Origin of the sequence: Acinetobacter marinus (genome assembly GCF_900096915.1) — a bacterium.
In the GTDB taxonomy this organism is placed as follows: Bacteria; Pseudomonadota; Gammaproteobacteria; order Pseudomonadales; family Moraxellaceae; genus Acinetobacter; species Acinetobacter marinus.
Genome location: NZ_FMYK01000002.1, coordinates 456,614 through 474,154, shown reverse-complemented (window position 1 = coordinate 474,154; position 17,541 = coordinate 456,614). Strand labels below are relative to the sequence as shown.

Annotated in this window: 17 protein-coding genes and 1 tRNA gene; 7 read left to right on the top strand and 11 right to left on the bottom strand. The window is 42.4% G+C overall.

What is annotated here, in order from left to right:
* Nucleotides 1-67: 67 nt before the first annotated feature.
* From BLQ60_RS05650 to BLQ60_RS05620, 7 genes are all read right to left on the bottom strand, one after another.
* The gene (locus BLQ60_RS05650; protein WP_092617198.1) at nt 68-763 is read right to left on the bottom strand and encodes a YidX family protein; all 696 of its coding nucleotides are present in this window, start codon (nt 761-763) and stop codon (nt 68-70) included.
* A 194-nt stretch (nt 764-957) separates the two neighbouring features.
* Nucleotides 958-1,030 (bottom strand) — tRNA-Arg (locus BLQ60_RS05645).
* Nucleotides 1,031-1,102: 72 nt separating this feature from the next.
* Nucleotides 1,103-2,476 (bottom strand): amino acid permease, encoded by a 1,374-nt coding sequence (locus tag BLQ60_RS05640; protein ID WP_092617195.1) that lies wholly within the window; start codon nt 2,474-2,476, stop codon nt 1,103-1,105.
* Between the two features lie 235 nt (nt 2,477-2,711).
* Nucleotides 2,712-3,128: a roadblock/LC7 domain-containing protein gene (locus tag BLQ60_RS05635; protein WP_092617192.1), complete on the bottom strand. Its 417-nt coding sequence runs from the start codon at nt 3,126-3,128 to the stop codon at nt 2,712-2,714.
* A 34-nt stretch (nt 3,129-3,162) separates the two neighbouring features.
* Nucleotides 3,163-3,702 carry a GTP-binding protein gene (locus tag BLQ60_RS05630; protein WP_092617189.1) on the bottom strand — a complete coding sequence of 180 codons (540 nt, stop codon included), beginning with the start codon at nt 3,700-3,702 and terminating at the stop codon, nt 3,163-3,165.
* A gap of 9 nt (nt 3,703-3,711) precedes the next feature.
* A complete protein-coding gene (locus BLQ60_RS05625) occupies nt 3,712-4,683 on the bottom strand; it encodes a hypothetical protein (protein WP_092617186.1) in 972 nt (323 codons plus the stop codon).
* Nucleotides 4,684-4,764: 81 nt separating this feature from the next.
* Complete coding sequence (locus BLQ60_RS05620; RefSeq protein WP_092617183.1) at nt 4,765-5,124, bottom strand: roadblock/LC7 domain-containing protein; 360 nt, start codon at nt 5,122-5,124, stop codon at nt 4,765-4,767.
* A 369-nt stretch (nt 5,125-5,493) separates the two neighbouring features.
* Between BLQ60_RS05620 and BLQ60_RS05615 the strand changes: the two genes are divergently transcribed.
* From BLQ60_RS05615 to BLQ60_RS05605, 3 genes are read left to right on the top strand one after another with little or no spacing between them, the layout of a single operon-like run.
* Nucleotides 5,494-6,159, top strand: coding sequence for a glutathione S-transferase N-terminal domain-containing protein (locus tag BLQ60_RS05615; protein WP_092617179.1), 666 nt, complete (start codon nt 5,494-5,496; stop codon nt 6,157-6,159).
* A 10-nt stretch (nt 6,160-6,169) separates the two neighbouring features.
* Entirely contained in the window at nt 6,170-6,619 is a 450-nt protein-coding gene (locus BLQ60_RS05610) for a ClpXP protease specificity-enhancing factor (RefSeq protein ID WP_092617176.1), read from the top strand.
* A 26-nt stretch (nt 6,620-6,645) separates the two neighbouring features.
* A complete protein-coding gene (locus tag BLQ60_RS05605) occupies nt 6,646-7,341 on the top strand; it encodes a hypothetical protein (protein ID WP_092617173.1) in 696 nt (231 codons plus the stop codon).
* 106 nt (nt 7,342-7,447) lie between these two features.
* Here BLQ60_RS05605 and BLQ60_RS05600 read toward each other — a convergent pair whose 3' ends face one another.
* Both BLQ60_RS05600 and dxs read right to left on the bottom strand, forming a co-directional pair.
* The gene (locus BLQ60_RS05600; RefSeq protein WP_092617170.1) at nt 7,448-8,284 is read right to left on the bottom strand and encodes an inositol monophosphatase family protein; all 837 of its coding nucleotides are present in this window, start codon (nt 8,282-8,284) and stop codon (nt 7,448-7,450) included.
* Between the two features lie 408 nt (nt 8,285-8,692).
* The gene (dxs, locus tag BLQ60_RS05595) at nt 8,693-10,645 is read right to left on the bottom strand and encodes a 1-deoxy-D-xylulose-5-phosphate synthase (protein ID WP_092617168.1); all 1,953 of its coding nucleotides are present in this window, start codon (nt 10,643-10,645) and stop codon (nt 8,693-8,695) included.
* A gap of 334 nt (nt 10,646-10,979) precedes the next feature.
* Here dxs and ribA point away from each other — a divergent pair, with 334 nt between their 5' ends.
* Nucleotides 10,980-11,567 carry a GTP cyclohydrolase II gene (gene ribA, locus BLQ60_RS05590; protein ID WP_092617165.1) on the top strand — a complete coding sequence of 196 codons (588 nt, stop codon included), beginning with the start codon at nt 10,980-10,982 and terminating at the stop codon, nt 11,565-11,567.
* 33 nt (nt 11,568-11,600) lie between these two features.
* Here the strand turns inward: ribA and rarD are convergent, their stop codons facing one another.
* Nucleotides 11,601-12,500: an EamA family transporter RarD gene (rarD, locus tag BLQ60_RS05585; RefSeq protein WP_092617447.1), complete on the bottom strand. Its 900-nt coding sequence runs from the start codon at nt 12,498-12,500 to the stop codon at nt 11,601-11,603.
* Nucleotides 12,501-12,626: 126 nt separating this feature from the next.
* Here rarD and BLQ60_RS05580 point away from each other — a divergent pair, with 126 nt between their 5' ends.
* From BLQ60_RS05580 to aroE, 3 genes are all read left to right on the top strand, one after another.
* Nucleotides 12,627-13,097, top strand: a complete 471-nt coding sequence (locus BLQ60_RS05580) for an Lrp/AsnC family transcriptional regulator (protein ID WP_092617162.1) — start codon at nt 12,627-12,629, stop codon at nt 13,095-13,097.
* 134 nt (nt 13,098-13,231) lie between these two features.
* On the top strand, nt 13,232-14,182 hold the full coding sequence (hemF, locus tag BLQ60_RS05575; RefSeq protein WP_092617159.1) for an oxygen-dependent coproporphyrinogen oxidase: 951 nt from the start codon (nt 13,232-13,234) through the stop codon (nt 14,180-14,182).
* 58 nt (nt 14,183-14,240) lie between these two features.
* Nucleotides 14,241-15,047, top strand: a complete 807-nt coding sequence (gene aroE, locus BLQ60_RS05570; RefSeq protein WP_092617156.1) for a shikimate dehydrogenase — start codon at nt 14,241-14,243, stop codon at nt 15,045-15,047.
* A 67-nt stretch (nt 15,048-15,114) separates the two neighbouring features.
* Here aroE and BLQ60_RS05565 read toward each other — a convergent pair whose 3' ends face one another.
* Nucleotides 15,115-17,511, bottom strand: coding sequence for a hypothetical protein (locus BLQ60_RS05565; RefSeq protein WP_092617153.1), 2,397 nt, complete (start codon nt 17,509-17,511; stop codon nt 15,115-15,117).
* Between the last annotated feature and the right edge of the window lie 30 nt (nt 17,512-17,541).

Genomic DNA, 17,541 nt, shown 5'->3' with positions numbered 1-17,541 from the left:
TCTTGATTGGAAAAATAAAGAAGCCTTGCGATTGCAAGGCTTCTTTTTTGACAGCTACATATTTTTGTTAATCAAAAATTTCCGCTGCTACTTGGAATGGTGAGGTGATCACATCAAATGCCACCGCAAATGGCAATAACACCAGTTTCTTGGCAGGATTGTTGCGACTATCTATATGTTCTTTTTGCTTTTTCTCAGTATAAATCGACACATGATACGGTTTGCTCAGATGCTGCAGATTTGAATTTAAGCTCGCAATATTTCTAGCTTGCGGATAAATCACGCCACTGAGCGGAATATTCAAACAAAAACGCTGTGCTTTCATCTGCTTATCACTGTAGTTACTGCACTCTTTGGCATCATATTCAATAAAGAAATTCAGATCGTCCTTACTAATATCTTCTTTCAGCGCCACATAGGTTAATGGCAAAGTGCCCTTAAACGTCCCATCATTTTTTTCAGAAAGAAAAGCCAGCTCATTGTCGACTTTGATATTTTTCGCATCCAAGCGTCGCAATACATTGACAAAATTTTTGCCACCCTGCGTGAGTAGATAGCTGTATTGTTGCCCAACGATTACCACATTATCATTGGCTACATCTTGGATTGGCTTAGCAGGCTGTGCAAATGCCACCACAGTATCTTTGATCAGGGTTTCACGTACTGTTCTTTCTACATCACGCCCTGTATCATTCATCAGTGCAGATGTTGCACAACCTGAACCTGCCAGCGCCAAAATACATACCGTCAAAATCTTTTTCATCACGACATCCTTTCATTTTTCAAATTGTTTTATCTAAGCAAAGTTTAATATAACAAACTCAATTCTGCACAACATTGGCAAAATATCAGTATAAATTCAAAAGTTAAGGGTTTCGACAATTACAAACAATGGCTGTTTTTTTAAACTCAAATGAATAATTTGCTATCAATAAAGTGAGAATTATATTTCTAATGTACGCCCAGCGGGACTCGAACCCACGTCGGTCGCTTAGGAGGCAACTGCTCTATCCAGTTAAGCTATAGGCGTATGCCCATAACTTAACTGAAATTCTTGTTTTTGCAAACAATTGTGCAAGTAGATGATCGGTGATTAATCGATTTATTGATCTACACGCTCATTTTGATCAGCTGAATGACGATTAATCAACTTAAAGAAACCCCACATCAATACGATCCAGATTGGAATCATTAATACAGATTCTTTAAAGCCCTGTTGCCACATGATGTAGAGCACCACTGCGATAAATGCCAAGACCAAATAATTACTGAATGGTGAAAACAATGCAGGGAACGAGGTCTTGATCGACTTGGTCGCTTGCTTAAACTTCAAATGCGTCAAGCTGATCATCGCCCAGTTCAACACCAATGCGCCGACCACCACATAGATCAAATGACTGAGTGCCTTTTCAGGAACGAAATAGTTCAGCAATACACAGCCGAAGATTAACACCGCAGACATCAATACCGCAGGAATCGGCACACCTTGTTTATTCAGCTTTAAGAAGACTTTTGGTGCATTGCCCTGCTGTGCCAAGCCGTACAACATGCGACTATTGGCAAACATCCCACTGTTATACACAGACAGTGCTGCCGTCAAGATGATGAAGTTGAGCAAGTTCGCAGCCCAGTTGATCCCCATTTGACTAAAGATCATCACAAATGGACTCTTATCCAAACCACCAAGATCGAGCTGATTCCAAGGTACTAAAGATAGCAATACAGTAAGCGCACCCACATAGAAAATCAGGATACGATAGACCACTTGGTTGATTGCTTTTGGAATGGTTTTTTCAGGATTCTGCGCTTCTGCGGCAGCCATCCCGATCAACTCAATCCCGCCGAAAGCAAACATCAAGAATGCCATCATCATGAATAAGCCATCAAAGCCATTCGGGAAGAATCCGCCGTGTGCCCAAAGGTTGCTAAATGATGCGGTTGAATCTGGTGCTGGGAAAAGTAGCAAATATAAACCAAACACAATCATGGCAATCACGGCGGTCACTTTGATGATCGCCAGCCAAAATTCAGATTCACCATAGAATTTCACATTGGTCAGATTGATCAAAGTAATCACGATGAAGAAAAACAATACCGATGCCCACGCAGGAATATGTGGCCACCAATAATTAATATATTTGGCAACCGCAGTGAGCTCAGTCATCGCCACCAAAATATATAAAATCCAGTAATTCCACCCCGCAAGAAATCCGCCAAAGCGTCCCCAATACTTATTGGCAAAATAACTAAATGAACCAGCGACAGGTTCCTGCACGATCATTTCGCCAAGATGACGCATGATCAAAAATGCAATAAAACCGCCAATCGCATAGCCTAAAATAATCGAAGGCCCCGCCGACTGAATCACATCAGCCGAACCAAGGAACAATCCCGTTCCAATCGCGCCACCCATGGCAATCAATTGAATATGTCGGTTTTTTAAACCGCGCTGTAAATGTGAAGCGTGTTGATCCAAAGTTAAAACTCTACACAAAACTGTCAACGCATTGTAATAGATCGTTGCACTTTGTGATAGTTATCTCCGTGAATTGGCTGTCACTCAAACCCTACTTCAAAGTAAATTTTTTAAGATGGTTATTGCACATAAAATTGACATAGAAAATTGGCATAAAAAAAAGCGGAATCATTGATTTCGCTTCGGCGCTTGTACCCAGTTAAACTAGGACGGCATATGCAAACATGGTCAGCAATTATTGGTCTGCTTTCACAATCGCTTCTGAGGCTTTTTTCACTGAATGCAACAATTGACCCAGCAAAACATCTTTGGCACTCATGGTGACAATGATCATCGGATGTTTTGGTGCAGGTACTGCTGACAAGACCGCTTTACCATTTTCCGCATCCAAAGTAATGGTTTGACAGCCCTGTAACTTAATTTCAGTAATAAATGCTGTCACCATCGCCAAAATTGAGCTACTGACCGCAGCCAATTTACTGCTGTTTGGCACATCTTTTTTATGTACAGTTGCCAGCTCAAAACCATCGGTTGAACACAACATCACAAAATCTACGCCACCAACATTACGCAAAATTTCATTAATTTCAATTTTGGCAATTTGTAAAAGCTCAGGTGGGGCTTTACGTTGATTATTCGCATGATTAAACATAACTTACCTTTATTTCTGCCTATTCTGACCTAGATTACGATTTTGCCAATTTCACTTCGATCGAAGAAATCAACGACTCCACCAAAAGCAATACATCTTTCTTTTCACGCGCATCAATATAATACAACGGATATGCCTTATCTTGTTTCGCAATCCAATCTCGATAAATCGTGGTTTCACGATCAGTTTGCGCATCGATGTGCGTCACCGCAATCACAATATTATCGGTATATTCTTTAAATGCTTGGTGATAAAAATCCAATTCTTTTAAAGAGTTTGGACCAGAGTGATCAATCAGTACGATGGTGCCAATGGCGCCTTTACAGATCACCGACCACATAAAGTCAAAACGATCCTGACCTGGCGTTCCATACAGTCCAATTTGCAAGCCATCTTCCAAAGTGATTTCACCATAGTCAATGCCGACTGTGGTTTGCATTTTTTGATGTGCCGCCGTATCGGTATTCAACGCCTCCGTGGTCAGTACTGGAATGTCGGAAAGCGCCTGAATCGCTGAGGATTTACCAGCGCCCATTGAGCCACCAAAAACAATTTTATATTGATGTAAAATCATGAATTACCCTTACAAGCCTAAACGACGGCGCAAACTACCAAAGAATTTACGGATTCCGCCCGCTTCTTCTTTTTGCGCTTGCTCTTCGCTTGGAATAGAAAACTTCGCTTTAGATTTCGGAATCATTTCCCCAAAACCAACGGCTATTGTTGCTGCGACATACTGGCGAATACGCTCTAATGGAATGTCCAAATGCTTGGCAACGACTTCAATATCAGCACCTTCTGAGAAACAGGCTGACATTCGTAAAATATCTCGACGGTCAACCCCTTCTTCAGGTTGTGGCCAAAACTTCAACTGCAAGCAACCATCTCTTGGTGCTAAGTCCAAATATTCTGGAGATTTCCACAACACACTCCACAGCCAAAACAGCAAATCTTGTTGCTTTTGTTCACGCAATCTTGCGCTGTCATTCATGGTGGCGTAGGTGAAGTTCAAGGAATGATCGGTATTTTTCAGCGTACGTGCTGGCTCAGTAAAAATAATTTGCTTACGTGTATCGGCAATACCGAGTTGTCCATGACGATCGAATACTTGAATACGACCATTCTGTGGGCTTAATAATTCTTTGATAAAATTCGCTTTATTGGCAAAACTTTCAGAGCTTGTCTTCTTCTCAACCACAGGCTGATGCTGTGCAACTTGCGAATCATCCAAGACATTTTTAGACAGCCAATTTTCAAGTGGCAAGCTATTAATCACAGGCAAATACAAAATATTGTCTTCGATGACACTATCTCGACCTGAACGACTAATAATTCTTAGTACATTGACATTATTGGTGCGAATTAAATTTTGAATACTTGGGGTTTCAAAAAAATTTTCATTGATTAATAAGGCTTGTAATTTTGGTTCAGCCACATTCGACCAATGAATTTCCACACTGCTTGGAATTATTTTTTTTATTTGCTCTTTTAAATCATTTAAGTCACGCAGACTTAAGCCGAATACAGCAAGATATACCGATTTTCTAGCACTCATAAGAACTACCAAGCAAGGTAAAATTGAATAAAAAGCCCATAATCCACCACATTGTGAATTATGAGCATATATTATTTCTTATTAAGAGAAATCTAAACCTTTTTCAAAACTTTTTAACTCATGACGAGCCATTGCAAGGTTTGACTTAGAACGATCAAGTACAAGGTACAAGAACAATGCATCGTTACGATCCAAAGGACGGATGATGTGATACGCTTTACCCAATGTGATCAAGATATCTTCGATCTCGTCACCCAAATTCAACGCTGCTGCGACTTTACGTTTTGCACGTACAACTTCGGTGTTACCTGCTGCTGCAAGCTCAAGATCAATACCGCCACCGCCTTGAGTTGCCAATGCCAAACCGCTTTCGCTATCAACCAATGCTGCTGCAACGAAACCGTCGATATCTGATAATGCTTCTAGAGAAACCTTAGCCATGATGTATACCCTTTTTTATAAATAAATTGAAACTAAGTTAATCCTTTTAACCCTCAGTTAAGTTTATCTTTAATTAACAAAATTCTTAAAAAAGGTGATCAACTTAACAAAACATTATACTTAGAAAACAAATTTTTGCAACTAACAATTCATCAAATTTTCATTGAAAAATCTTGTTTTCATTGACAATTTATCTGCCTATTTGACAAATTTTGCAAGAAATTAACCTATTTTATTTGTAACTTGTTCTTACAATGTAAAAACAATACTCCTCATGTACTTTACACAAAGTTTTCATGTTTGCACAAGCCTTTGTTGTACGGCGCAATTTGCTTTAAAATGTGCGCTTCGACTTTTTGTCTGGTCATTATGCAACTTTCTGATATTCAGCCTTATCACGGGATTACCTTATATAGTCATAATAATGACTATCAATGCCACAGCACGCGTCTGATTTTGGCGGAAAAAGGGATTCAGTATCGCTTGATTCTCGTTGAGGATACAGAAATTGATGATCTGACCCAGCTCAATCCGTATGGCTCGTTACCTGCGTTGGTCGATCCACAAACTAAGCTGTATCACCACTTGATTATTAATGAATATATCGACGATCGTTATCGTCAAAATCGTCTATTCTCTGATGCACCTGCGGAAAAAGCGCAACAAAAACAACTGTTATGGCGCATAGAACAAGATTGGTTTAAATATGCAGATCAACTATTACGTCATCCTGAACAGCTGAGCGAGCAGGATCAAAAAAAGGCGCAACTTGAGTTGCAAGATATTTTGATTAATTTAAGCCAATTATTTCAACATTCTAATTATTTTATGTCCGATCAATTTTCAATTTTGGATTGTAGTCTTGCGCCGCTGTTATTACGCTTGCCGTCGATTGGGATTTCATTATCAAATAAACACAGCAAGGCGCTTTTGCTCTATTGTAAACGTGTTTTTAATCGTGACAGTTTTAAACAATCCATGACACAAGTAGAGCTTTCACGGTATAGTGATTATTTAAAGCGATTCAACAACTAAGGTTCTCAGAATGACAGATGCCAACTTGACCCCAACCCGCCCCTATCTTGCTCGTGCAATATATGAGTGGATTTGTGACAATCAGCTGACACCTTATTTGTTGGTGGATGCCACACAAAATCATGTCAAAGTACCCACGCAACATATTAAAGATGGGCAAATCGTGTTAAATATTGCACCGCATGCAGTGCATCAATTTCAAAGTAGCAATGAGGCGATTTTCTTTAGCGCACGATTTGGTGGCGTTCCCCAAGAAATCTATGTGCCAATGTCTGCGGTACTTGGGATTTATAGTCGTGAAAATGGTCAGGGCTTATTTTTTGATCCTAAAGAATATGAAAATATCGTGAATCAGGATGATGCTTTGCCTGAATTCACGCAAGACGGTACAGAACATTCAGATACGACTGAAAAAAGCGATGCGCCGAAGAAAAAACCATCACTGCGTGTGTTAGATTAATCGTCATAAAACAATAAGGAATCATCATGGCATTTGACTTTATTAGCTATATCGAACAACAGGTCGAACAGCAACAGCCAACGCTTTTAGCCTCACAGCCTAAGACTGAGCGCAAGCAATTTATCTTGCACATTTTGGCTTTACAAGTCGCAGAATTGATCGCTACGCAGAAAAAAAGCGCCGATACGGTCTATACACAAATTCAAAATACGGATGCTGAAGCATTGGCAAACGCCACTGCCACACATATCCAAAATGAAGATCTGGCACAGCAATATTTTGCCCCAATTCAAAGTGAGCTCCCAGCAAGCAATCGCATCGTCGCTGAAACATTCTTGAATGAACTCGCACATCTCGATCAAAGTGCTTCACTTGGGCAGGACGGCATTGCTGAGCTGATTGATGGACAACATCATTGGCTACAAGTGCATGCCGATGGCTGGTTCTGGGACAGTATTGGGCAACCTGAATATAAGCGTGCAGAAGATATTGAAGTCGTTGATGACGCAGTCGATGGTCAACAAGTGATGCAGGAATTTAGCCAAATGATCAGTCAAAATGCACAACATGATACGCATCAAGCAGACCATGCTCATGCACATCAGCACGCACATCAAAGCGTGGAAATCATTCCAAGTGCTGAAGCGTCAAGATTCTTTTTAGTTTTAAATCCACTGATTGCATTGGCGATCATTATTTTTATCTATAAAGTGCTTTTCTAAAGTTTCAATCATGACTTTAAATCTTGGATATTAAATCCTAGCCATAAAAAAAACGCATGAGCTCAACAGCGCATGCGTTTTTTCTTTTCTAATGTTGATTGAGCAATTATTTGCTTTTCACCGCATCACCCCACGCAGGCACTACAGTTTTCATCAATGGCTTTAATAGCTTTAATGAACATGCTAAGACTTGACCATTATCAAGACTATCTTGACCGCCACGTGCATCGACTACCGTACCGCCTGCTTCACGAACCAGTAATTCACCCGATGCGATATCCCACGGCTTAAGATTCACTTCAAAGAAACCATCAAAGCGACCTGCTGCTACATAGGCTAAATCAAGGGCTGCCGAACCTGCACGGCGGATTTGCGCACCTGCTTTGGTCACCGCAAGTAATGATGCAAAGTGTTGTTCCGCATGGGATACGACTTCTTCACCACGTAAAGATTTGAATGGATGACCGACTGCAAGGAAGGTATTTTCAAGGCTGTCTTTCACATTGACACGGATACGACGTTGATTGAGCATCGCACCACGACCACGACTTGCAGAGAACAACTCATCACGCACAGGATCGTAGATTACGCCATGTTGCGTAACGCCTTTGTGTTGCACAGCCATTGAAATACAAAAATGTGGAAAACCATTTATAAAGTTTTGTGTGCCATCTAGTGGATCAATAATCCAGCACCAGTCCGCATCATGACCTTTGCCTTCTTGATAGCCAAATTCTTCGCCGAGGAAGCTATGATTTTTATAACTACGTTTTAAAGTATCAATAATCATCTGTTCAAGATAACGGTCTACACGGGTAACTGGTCCATCAATGCCCTTTTCTTCGACTTGTAAATCGAGCATATGGCGATTTTTATGCGCCTTGAGTAGCTCTTCACCGACCAATTGTGCCGCACGAGCAGCCATCACCACCATAGGTTCCATTGAACACCGACCTTGAATAATTACAGATGAGAAAATACAGATTAAAAAGAGTGGGGTCTGTTGACACTTCATACATGCATTGCGTTATTAGCTAAAACAATATAAACAAGGCATGAAACGAAGGGAATGGTTACTCCCTTGCCAAGTTTCATAACGAAGTTTATAGCAGTTTTAGCTATAACCCTTAGGGACAAAGAAGCTTTTTGACGCTACGTCGTTATGAATAACTCATTTAGAATAACTAAATTTCATCATTCATGCCTAGTATCGCCTAAAAAGCTTCTGTTGTCGCAAGCATCTGTGAAGTGTCAACAAACCCTTATGCCTAAAGCCTGCGTATTCTAGCAAACTTTAAGCATTTTGGTGAAGTAGAATTTCTTGTCAGGAAATGATCTTTTTACAACCAACTTATTGTGAGGCGAAAACTTTAGCAGAATTCTGCGTAGATGCTGACTGTTCTGTAAGCGATAGGTAACGCTGTTTAATTTGATGGAAAATACCCACCTCATCAAGTCCGACACTGGCAAGCATTTGTGCAGGAGTAGCTTGCGCCAAGAACTGATCAGGCAAACCAATATTCAGGCTCGGCACTGACAACGACTGCGCCACCAAACTTTCATTCACAGCACTGCCCGCACCCGCCATGACGGCATGCTCTTCAACCGTAACCAGCAGCTCGCTGTCTAAAGCACATTGCTGAATTATACGATGATCAATCGGTTTGACGTAGCGCATATTCACTACACGCACGGCAATATTGAGCTGTTCAGCCAATTGCTCTGCAACTGCCATACAAGGATAAACCCGACTACCAAAAGCGAGAATAGATACCGCATACGGTGCAGTACCATATTCAGCAACGATTTCCGCTTGCCCAAGTGGCAGGATCGCCATTTCGCTCATGATCTCTGCACCTACACCTACGCCACGTGGATAACGCACTGCCGCTGGGCCTGGATAATGGTAAGCGGTGTGCAACATCTGACGGCATTCATCTTCATCTTTCGGTGCGAGAATTACCATATTCGGTACAGTACGCATGTAGGCATAATCATACGCCCCAGCATGGGTTGGACCATCTTCACCGACCAAGCCCGCACGATCAATAGCAAAAGTCACATCAAGATTTTGCAGAGCCACATCATGAATCAGCTGATCATAGCCACGCTGTAAAAAAGTCGAATAAATCGCAACCACAGGTTTTGCACCTTCGCACGCCATACCCGCAGCAAGCGTCACCGCATGTTGCTCTGCGATCGCTACATCAAAGAATCGCTGTGGAAAATGTTTGGCAAACTCAACCATGCCCGAGCCTTCACACATCGCAGGAGTAATGGCTAAAAGGCGTTGATCTAAATTGGCTTCATCACAGAGCCAATCACCGAATACATCAGAATATTTTTTTGCAGATTTAACTGGGACAGACTTACTAACATTTGGGCTAATTTTGCTAATCGCATGGTAGCCAATTGGATCAGCTTCGGCAGGCTCAAAGCCTTTGCCTTTTTTAGTATAGACGTGGATTAAGCGAGGGCCTTTGCGCTGTTTCACTGCATTTAAAACTTGCGTGAGCTCTTCAATGTTATGCCCATCAAAAGGTCCAAAATACTCAAAACCCAATGCTTTAAAGAGATTATCTGCTGCATCTGTTGCTGCATCGTGCAACCGAGAAGTATACGTCCACTCAGGATGAGGCAAGATCGCCACTTGACCTTGTGCATCCAAGCTGACCGACTGACCACTTTTCCAAATCGCTGCTAAATGCTTAGCAAAACCACCTGTGCTACATGAGATCGACATATCATTGTCATTTAGCACCACCAACACATCGGCTTGATGTGCGACTGCATCATTCATCGCCTCGAACGCCATACCTGCGGTCATTGCACCATCGCCAACCACAGCTATACATTCACGTTGTTGGTTTTGATAACGACTCGCAAGCGCCATACCGAGCGCCGCTGAAATCGCAGTAGACGAATGCCCAACACCAAAGGTATCGTATTCAGACTCTTCACGGGCAGGGAACGCCGCCAAACCATCTTGCGCACGAATCGAGGTCAACGCCTCACGACGACCCGTCAATGCCTTGTGCGCATACGCCTGATGACCCACATCCCAAATCAGACGATCATGTGGCGTATTAAAGCAATAATGCAAAGCAACCGTGAGCTCAACCACACCCAAATTCGCACCAAAATGCCCACCGCTTTGCCCTGCGGCATAGAGCAAGTAATGACGTAACTCATCCGCCAAAGTCGCTAACTGATCGCTTGGCAACTGACGTAACTGTGCTGGATAATCAATGCTATCTAAAAGTGGGGTATGCGGTCTTTGTGTAGGAATCTTGGTATACAACATATGTGGCTATGCCTTCAAATGCCTTGCGAAAGGTTGCTCGGGAATGTTTGTCAGCGCATTGCAATATTCATATTACAACATATCACTGCCACATTTTAATTAAAAAAATTGCAAACAATGCTACTGTGCCATAACACGCACAATTTCAGCACATTGCGCAAATTTAGGTCGCAAAATAAAGCGTAGATTATCCTGAATATTGCACTGTGATAGCAACTATTATTGACTGATGAATACAAAAAAGTGTTGTTCTTGCACAAAAACAACGCCAAATTTCAGTTTTGGTGAAGGATTCAGTTATAATGGAGTGCTTTTTTAAACTTGAGTGTACGACGTGTCGATCGAATTTGTTGCCAGTTCAAAACTCCCTACTGCACATGGCGAATTTATCATTAGTGTTTTTCAAGATCCTGAAACAAAAGAAGAACATGTGGCGCTATCTGTGGGCTTGGAGCAGTTTTCTAACGAGCCAACTTTGGTGCGTGTACACTCAGAGTGCTTAACGGGCGATGCATTTTCATCATTAAAATGTGATTGTGGTCCTCAGCTCAATGCCACGATGGCGTTGATTCAACAGCAAGGACGTGGGGCAATTTTATATTTGCGCCAAGAAGGTCGTGGCATTGGCTTGACCAATAAAATCCGTGCTTATGCCTTACAAGATCAAGGGCACGATACGGTTGATGCTAATCTATTATTAAATTTGCCTGCCGACGCACGTCGCTATGACATGACTACCATTATGCTGAAACAGCTTGGCATTCAAAAAGTCAAACTGATTACCAATAATCCAAAGAAAATCCAATCCCTAAAAAAACTCGGCATCGATGTGGTCGATCGCTTACCGTTGGTGGTGGGGAAAAATCCGTTGAATGAAGATTACCTGCGTACCAAGCGTGATCGTATGGATCATATGTATTAACGCAGATTGACCTAATTCGAGCCGTGGCTAAACTTAAGCGATGGCTGGCTTTCTGAGATGCAAAACCGCTTCTAGACATAGCGCACTCACTGCCAACCAAATCGCAATATAAGTCAACCACTCTGTACCTTGAATGCTTTCGCCAAGCATCAGTGCGACGCCAAGCAATAAGATCGGCTCGACATAAACCAACAGCCCAAACAGGCTAATGTTTAAATGCGGTGCAGACAACGATTGAAAGCCTAATGCCAATGCACTGATGAGACCCAAGCCGAGAATCAACCAAGTGGCGTGAAACACTGTGCCTAAGTCACCTGACAACACCCCGCCCTGAATGATAAAAAATAGACTGATCGGTAAACTCGGGATCATATCAAACCACAGCCCACCCACATTATTGGTCTGGCTAATTTGCCTTAACCAAAAATAAAGCGGATAGCCCAGACAGATCAATAAAGTCACCCAACTCAAACTGCTCGAAATCAGCAATAGGTTCAGCACACCGATCACCGCAAAAGCACAGGATACTTTTTGCAAGGTGGACATTTTTTCCCGAAAAGCCACTGCACCAAGCACCACCATCGCAATCGGCATCATAAAATAGCCAAGTGCCACATCCAGCCCATAGCCATTTGCAGGTGCCCACATAAATAGCCAGAGCTGAACACCAATTAATGCTGACGAGACAAAACGCGTCAGTAGAAAATAAGGATTCTTGATGATGCGCTGATAAATACGCTGAACCTGAGACCATTGACCTTGAACAATAATAAAAAGCGTCAGACAAGGAAAAGTCAACAAGATGCGCCACCCATAGATTTCATTGCCCTGTAACACATCTAACAAAGCGGTATAGGCAAACATCAATGCAAATAACATCGAAGCAATCACATTGAGCGTGACACCGAGCGTAGTATTGGATGAGATCGACATTTTCAGCACACATCTGGTCATTAATATAATGCTTAATATTTTATTGCACATCACTTGATAATTTTACTGATAATTCATAGGATGAATGAGAAAATTTATCACACAATCAGCTGTATTTGCTCAAATATGAATCTTGACGCCTTTGATTTGCACTTACTTCGCTTATTGCAACAGGATTGTTTGGCGCCTTTGCGCAGCTTAGCCGACACGGTGCATCTATCGACCGCATCCGTGCAACGCCGTATCCAAAAATTACGTGAACATGGCTATATTACGGGCAATATGGCGATTTTAGACCCAGACAAACTCAATCAAGTGATTACCATCTTGGTTGAAGTGCGTGTCAACAAGACACACATCACCGATCTTGAACAGTTGAAAATGAGCTTTTCAGGAGATGAAATCCAGCAATGCTACTATGTTACAGGTGAGGCAGACTTTATGCTGGTGCTCTTGGTGCCGAGCATGAAACGCTTTCAAGAGATTTGTGATGTGCTTTTTCATCACAATGAAAATGTAGAATGGTTTAAGACCACGGTGGTGCTCGATCGTGTCAAAGTATCTTTAGATGTGCCTCAAGTAGGCTTGCACGATTGACCTTGATCAATCAAATCGTAATCCAGCAAAAATTAAGCTCACGCATTAAATCACATATTTTTTTTATGGTTTTATGTTGTAAGATGTAGAGCATACTAAATTCAATCCATTCCACGATTACTACGGTGAACACCATGTCTTATCCAAATACTGATCACATTGAAAAAGTGAGAAATTTTCTACTCGATCTACAACAGCGTATTTGTGCAGGACTAGAGCAACGAGAAAGTGCGGGTGGTGGAACGGCGAAGTTTGTCGCTGATGATTGGCAACGTCCAGAAGGTGGTGGTGGTCGCTCATGTGTCTTACAAGGCGGTGAAGTGATTGAAAAAGGTGGCGTGATGTTTTCTCATATCAACATCAAACAACTACCCGCCTCTGCCACTGCCCGCCATCCTGAGATTGCAGGGGCAAAAGCCCAAGCACTCGGTCTATCCTTAGTCATTCACCCAAAAAATCCGCACGTACCAACATCACATGCCAATGTGCGATTGTTCATCGCAGAAAAAGAAGGTCAAGCACCGATTTGGTGGTTTGGTGGTGGTTTTGATCTCACACCATTTTATCCAAATGATGATGATTGCGTATCTTGGCATAAAAAAGCCTATGACCTATGCCAACCCTTTGGCGATGATGTCTACGCCAAGCACAAAGCATGGTGTGATGATTATTTTTATCTCAAACATCGTAATGAACAGCGTGGCATTGGCGGTTTATTTTTTGATGATTTGAATGAATGGGATTTCGATACCTGTTTTGCTTATATGCAAGCGGTGGGTAATGGTTATTTGGATGCGATTTTACCGATTTTTGAGCATAATCAAGACAAGCCTTACACCGAAGCACAGCGAGAATTCCAACTCTATCGTCGTGGACGCTATGTCGAATTTAACCTGGTGTATGACCGCGGCACCTTGTTCGGTCTACAAACTGGTGGTCGGATTGAGTCGATCTTGGTCAGTTTGCCGAATCTTGCAGGTTGGTCATATCGCCCTGAGTGGGATGCAGACTCTCCTGAAAAGCGGCTCACTGAATATTATCTCAAGCCACGAGATTGGCTAGATCAAGTTGGTGCAGTGGAATAATTCACCCAATTACGATTTAATAATGCCCATGAATTCACTTCGATAAAAAAGTAATCTAATGACCAAACAATTCGCCGTTATCGGCAATCCCATCGAGCATTCTCGCTCCCCCGAACTACATCATGCGTTTGCAGAAAAAACTGGTGTAGATTTGCAGTATGCGAAATTGCTTGCGCCACTTGATGGCTTTGAACAAGCCGTTCAGGCATTTTTTGCCGACGGTGGCGTGGGCATGAATGTCACCGTGCCGTTTAAAGAGCAAGCCTTTGCGCTGTGTGATGCGCTGAGTGAACGTGCCAAAATCGCCAAAGCGGTGAATACCTTGTATCGTCAAAATGGCAAGTTAATCGGTGATAATACCGATGGGCAAGGTTTGGTCGATGCCTTAAAAGCAAATGGTTTAGATTTAAATCAAGCCACGATTTTGATCATCGGTGCAGGTGGTGCAACCCGTGGTGTGATCTATCCTTTGGCGCAGGCTGGCGTGGCAAAAATCAGCATTGCCAATCGCACACTGGCTCGTGCAGAACAACTGATCAATGATATTCAAGCCCATGTGCCAAACTGTGAATTATCCGCACTGTCACTTGACCAGTTGCAAAATGAAGCAAATGCGCAGTTTGATATTGTGATTAATGCGACATCGGCAAGCCTGTCGGGTGATACATTACAACTCCCTGAAAGTTTAACGTTTAATTTCGCCTATGAAATGGCGTACGGCAAAGCATCGACCTTTATTGATCAAGCCATTGCCCGAGGTATGCCTTATGCCGATGGCTATTCGATGCTCGTTGGTCAGGCGATCGAAGCCTTTGCGATTTGGAATGGTGTACGACCTGAGTTAAAAGACTTTATATCAGTGTGAATAATTCGCTCATAAATTTAGCGTAAAAAAAATCAGCCACTTGGGCTGATTTTTTGTTGTCGCAGGATTAGTTCAAAAATGCCTCATACACTTTGCGATAGTTCGTTGAGGAGAATCGATTGAGCGCCGACTCACCGTATGGACGCAGTTTGGCTTTATCGACTTTTTTAGTGTTCAAGTCTTCCACACCAATCTCTGCCAGCGTATGGATAAAGCGTTTATGCTCTGCAAGCTCCTCTGCATTGAGATACTTGTTATATTGCGATTCATCGTCGAGCTGAGTATACAAGGTTTCAAAGATTTGCAGATTGGTCTTGCCTTGTGCCCGTAGCTTTTGTAAATCGAGTTTAATTTTGGCATCTTTTTCCGACTTGCTGACCGAATACCAAACATCCTCAGCCAGATATTCATCATAATATGGCCAATCTTCTGGGGTTTTATCATAGGCTGCTTTTTGCGCCGCAGTCAGTGGATAGCCTTCTTCTTGCGCATAATAATAGGCGGTCCATTTCGCCGTGGTATCTAGCGTGCTGAGATTAAAGTCTTGGCTTTCAGCATGTTTTAATTCTGAAATATAGGCATAACGATACAGCGCCGCATAGACATCAACAAAGCTCAGCCCTTGTTCCCAGAAACTTTTTGCCAGTTCATCACGGCGAGCAGTTTTAGACCAATATTTACTGCGATCATCTGCTTTACTACTACTAGATTCCGCATTCGGATCGGCGGTGAGTTTCTTCACGCTTTCGCCGAGATTCAGCAAAGAACGTTCATTGGCGGCCTCTTCAAAGCTGATCGCTTGACGTAATTTGCTTTGATCCACTCGAGCCGAACCATAATTACCAATATTCATCACCGTGGTTGCTTTCATATTTTTCACGCCAATTTCTTTGAAATTCGGCATATTCACGATCATTTCAGCACGTTTTAAACGCCCCTGACTGTCTAAGGCAAAATTACTGACATAATTCATGTCTTTCAACATTTCAACATCTTTAAACTGATCCATACTGTGCTCGATCAACGCTTGATAGGCCTCAGGTTGCTCGGCAACAATGGCTTGTAAATCTTTTGCCGTGATCAAGCGATCTGAGCGTTTGTATTGATCAAATTTTGCCAATACTTCTGCGCCTTGACCAAAAGATGAAGGATCATATGCTTTCGTGGACTTGGTCGTTGTTGCTGATGGCACTTTTTTAGCTACTGGCGCTTTTTTGGCTGGTGCGGGTGGTGGCGCAACGACATCTATTGTCGCATCTGAAGCAACATCTGTATGATCGTCTATATAATCATCCGACACAGCCTCTTCAGCTTGGCAATCCGAAATCGCTTCTGACTCAGTTCGACCGCCCTCTTTTGATAGAGCAACACAGGCTGCTAACTCCGCTGCACTCAATGTTTCAGTTGCAGCATTATGCTTGGCATCGTTTTCGGCATAAATGTCATTGATGGCATCACTGACACGATACATTGCTTCATAACCGCTTTCGGTTGGTGTGGTGTCCGTTTTGGTGGTTGCTTTTTCAAGATCTAACAAAGTTTTCGGTGTGATTGGTTGATCTGATTTTAAGTTTTTATCGACCAATGTTTTCAGATAGTCTTGATTGACATAAAAATACAGCAAGTACTGCGCCAGTAATTCGGCATAATCACCCTTGTATTGGATGCGCTCGACAGCTTGATTTTCTTTATCTACATCGGTCAATGGCAGACGTTGATAGTCGCTCTCTTTTGCCAATGCAGGATTGACCAATACCAATTCACGCATCGCTGTCATCGCAGGTTTCAGATCGATATTGGCTTTGTCTAATAATTTTTTATAATCATAGACCACGTACTGCCCATCATATTGTGGATCAGTCACGATTGGCGACAGCGCTGAAATATCAGCATAGGCTTTGTGATTGGCAAGGTCTAGCGCAAGTGGAAACTTAATCCAACCATGCACATTACTGGCACGATAGCCCACAGTTGGATTAAAACTTAACTGCCCACGGCGTAAGTCCACCACCCCGTCAAATTCATAATAATAGCGATTCATAAAGCTCGCCATCAGCACGGGTAAGGCTTTGTCTTTTTTACTTCGATATGCACTCGAAGCACCATACGGATTTTCCAAGCCCTCTTTCATCCAGCGTTGCTGTTCTTGTGGATAGACGCTCGAACTGGCAAGTAAGTCATTGAGAAGTTTGAGCTTCTGTGCTTCGAGTGTGCTTGACTCAGGATCATTATATTCTTGAGAATCATAGCGGTTTTTATATTCGCCAGCTTCTGCAGAAAAGCGCATATTGCCTGAGAATGAATAGCTTTCTTTAGACATTAAGTTTTCATAGCTACGATAGACCTTATCATTCAAACTTTTCGCACTTTGCGGTGGCGTGGTGGCACAGCCTGCAAGCGTGATCGATAAGATCGCTAAACTTAACCAAGAGGATTTCGTTTTAAATAATGTGACAGGTTGCATATGGCGCTCCTAAGTTATAATTTGTTACTT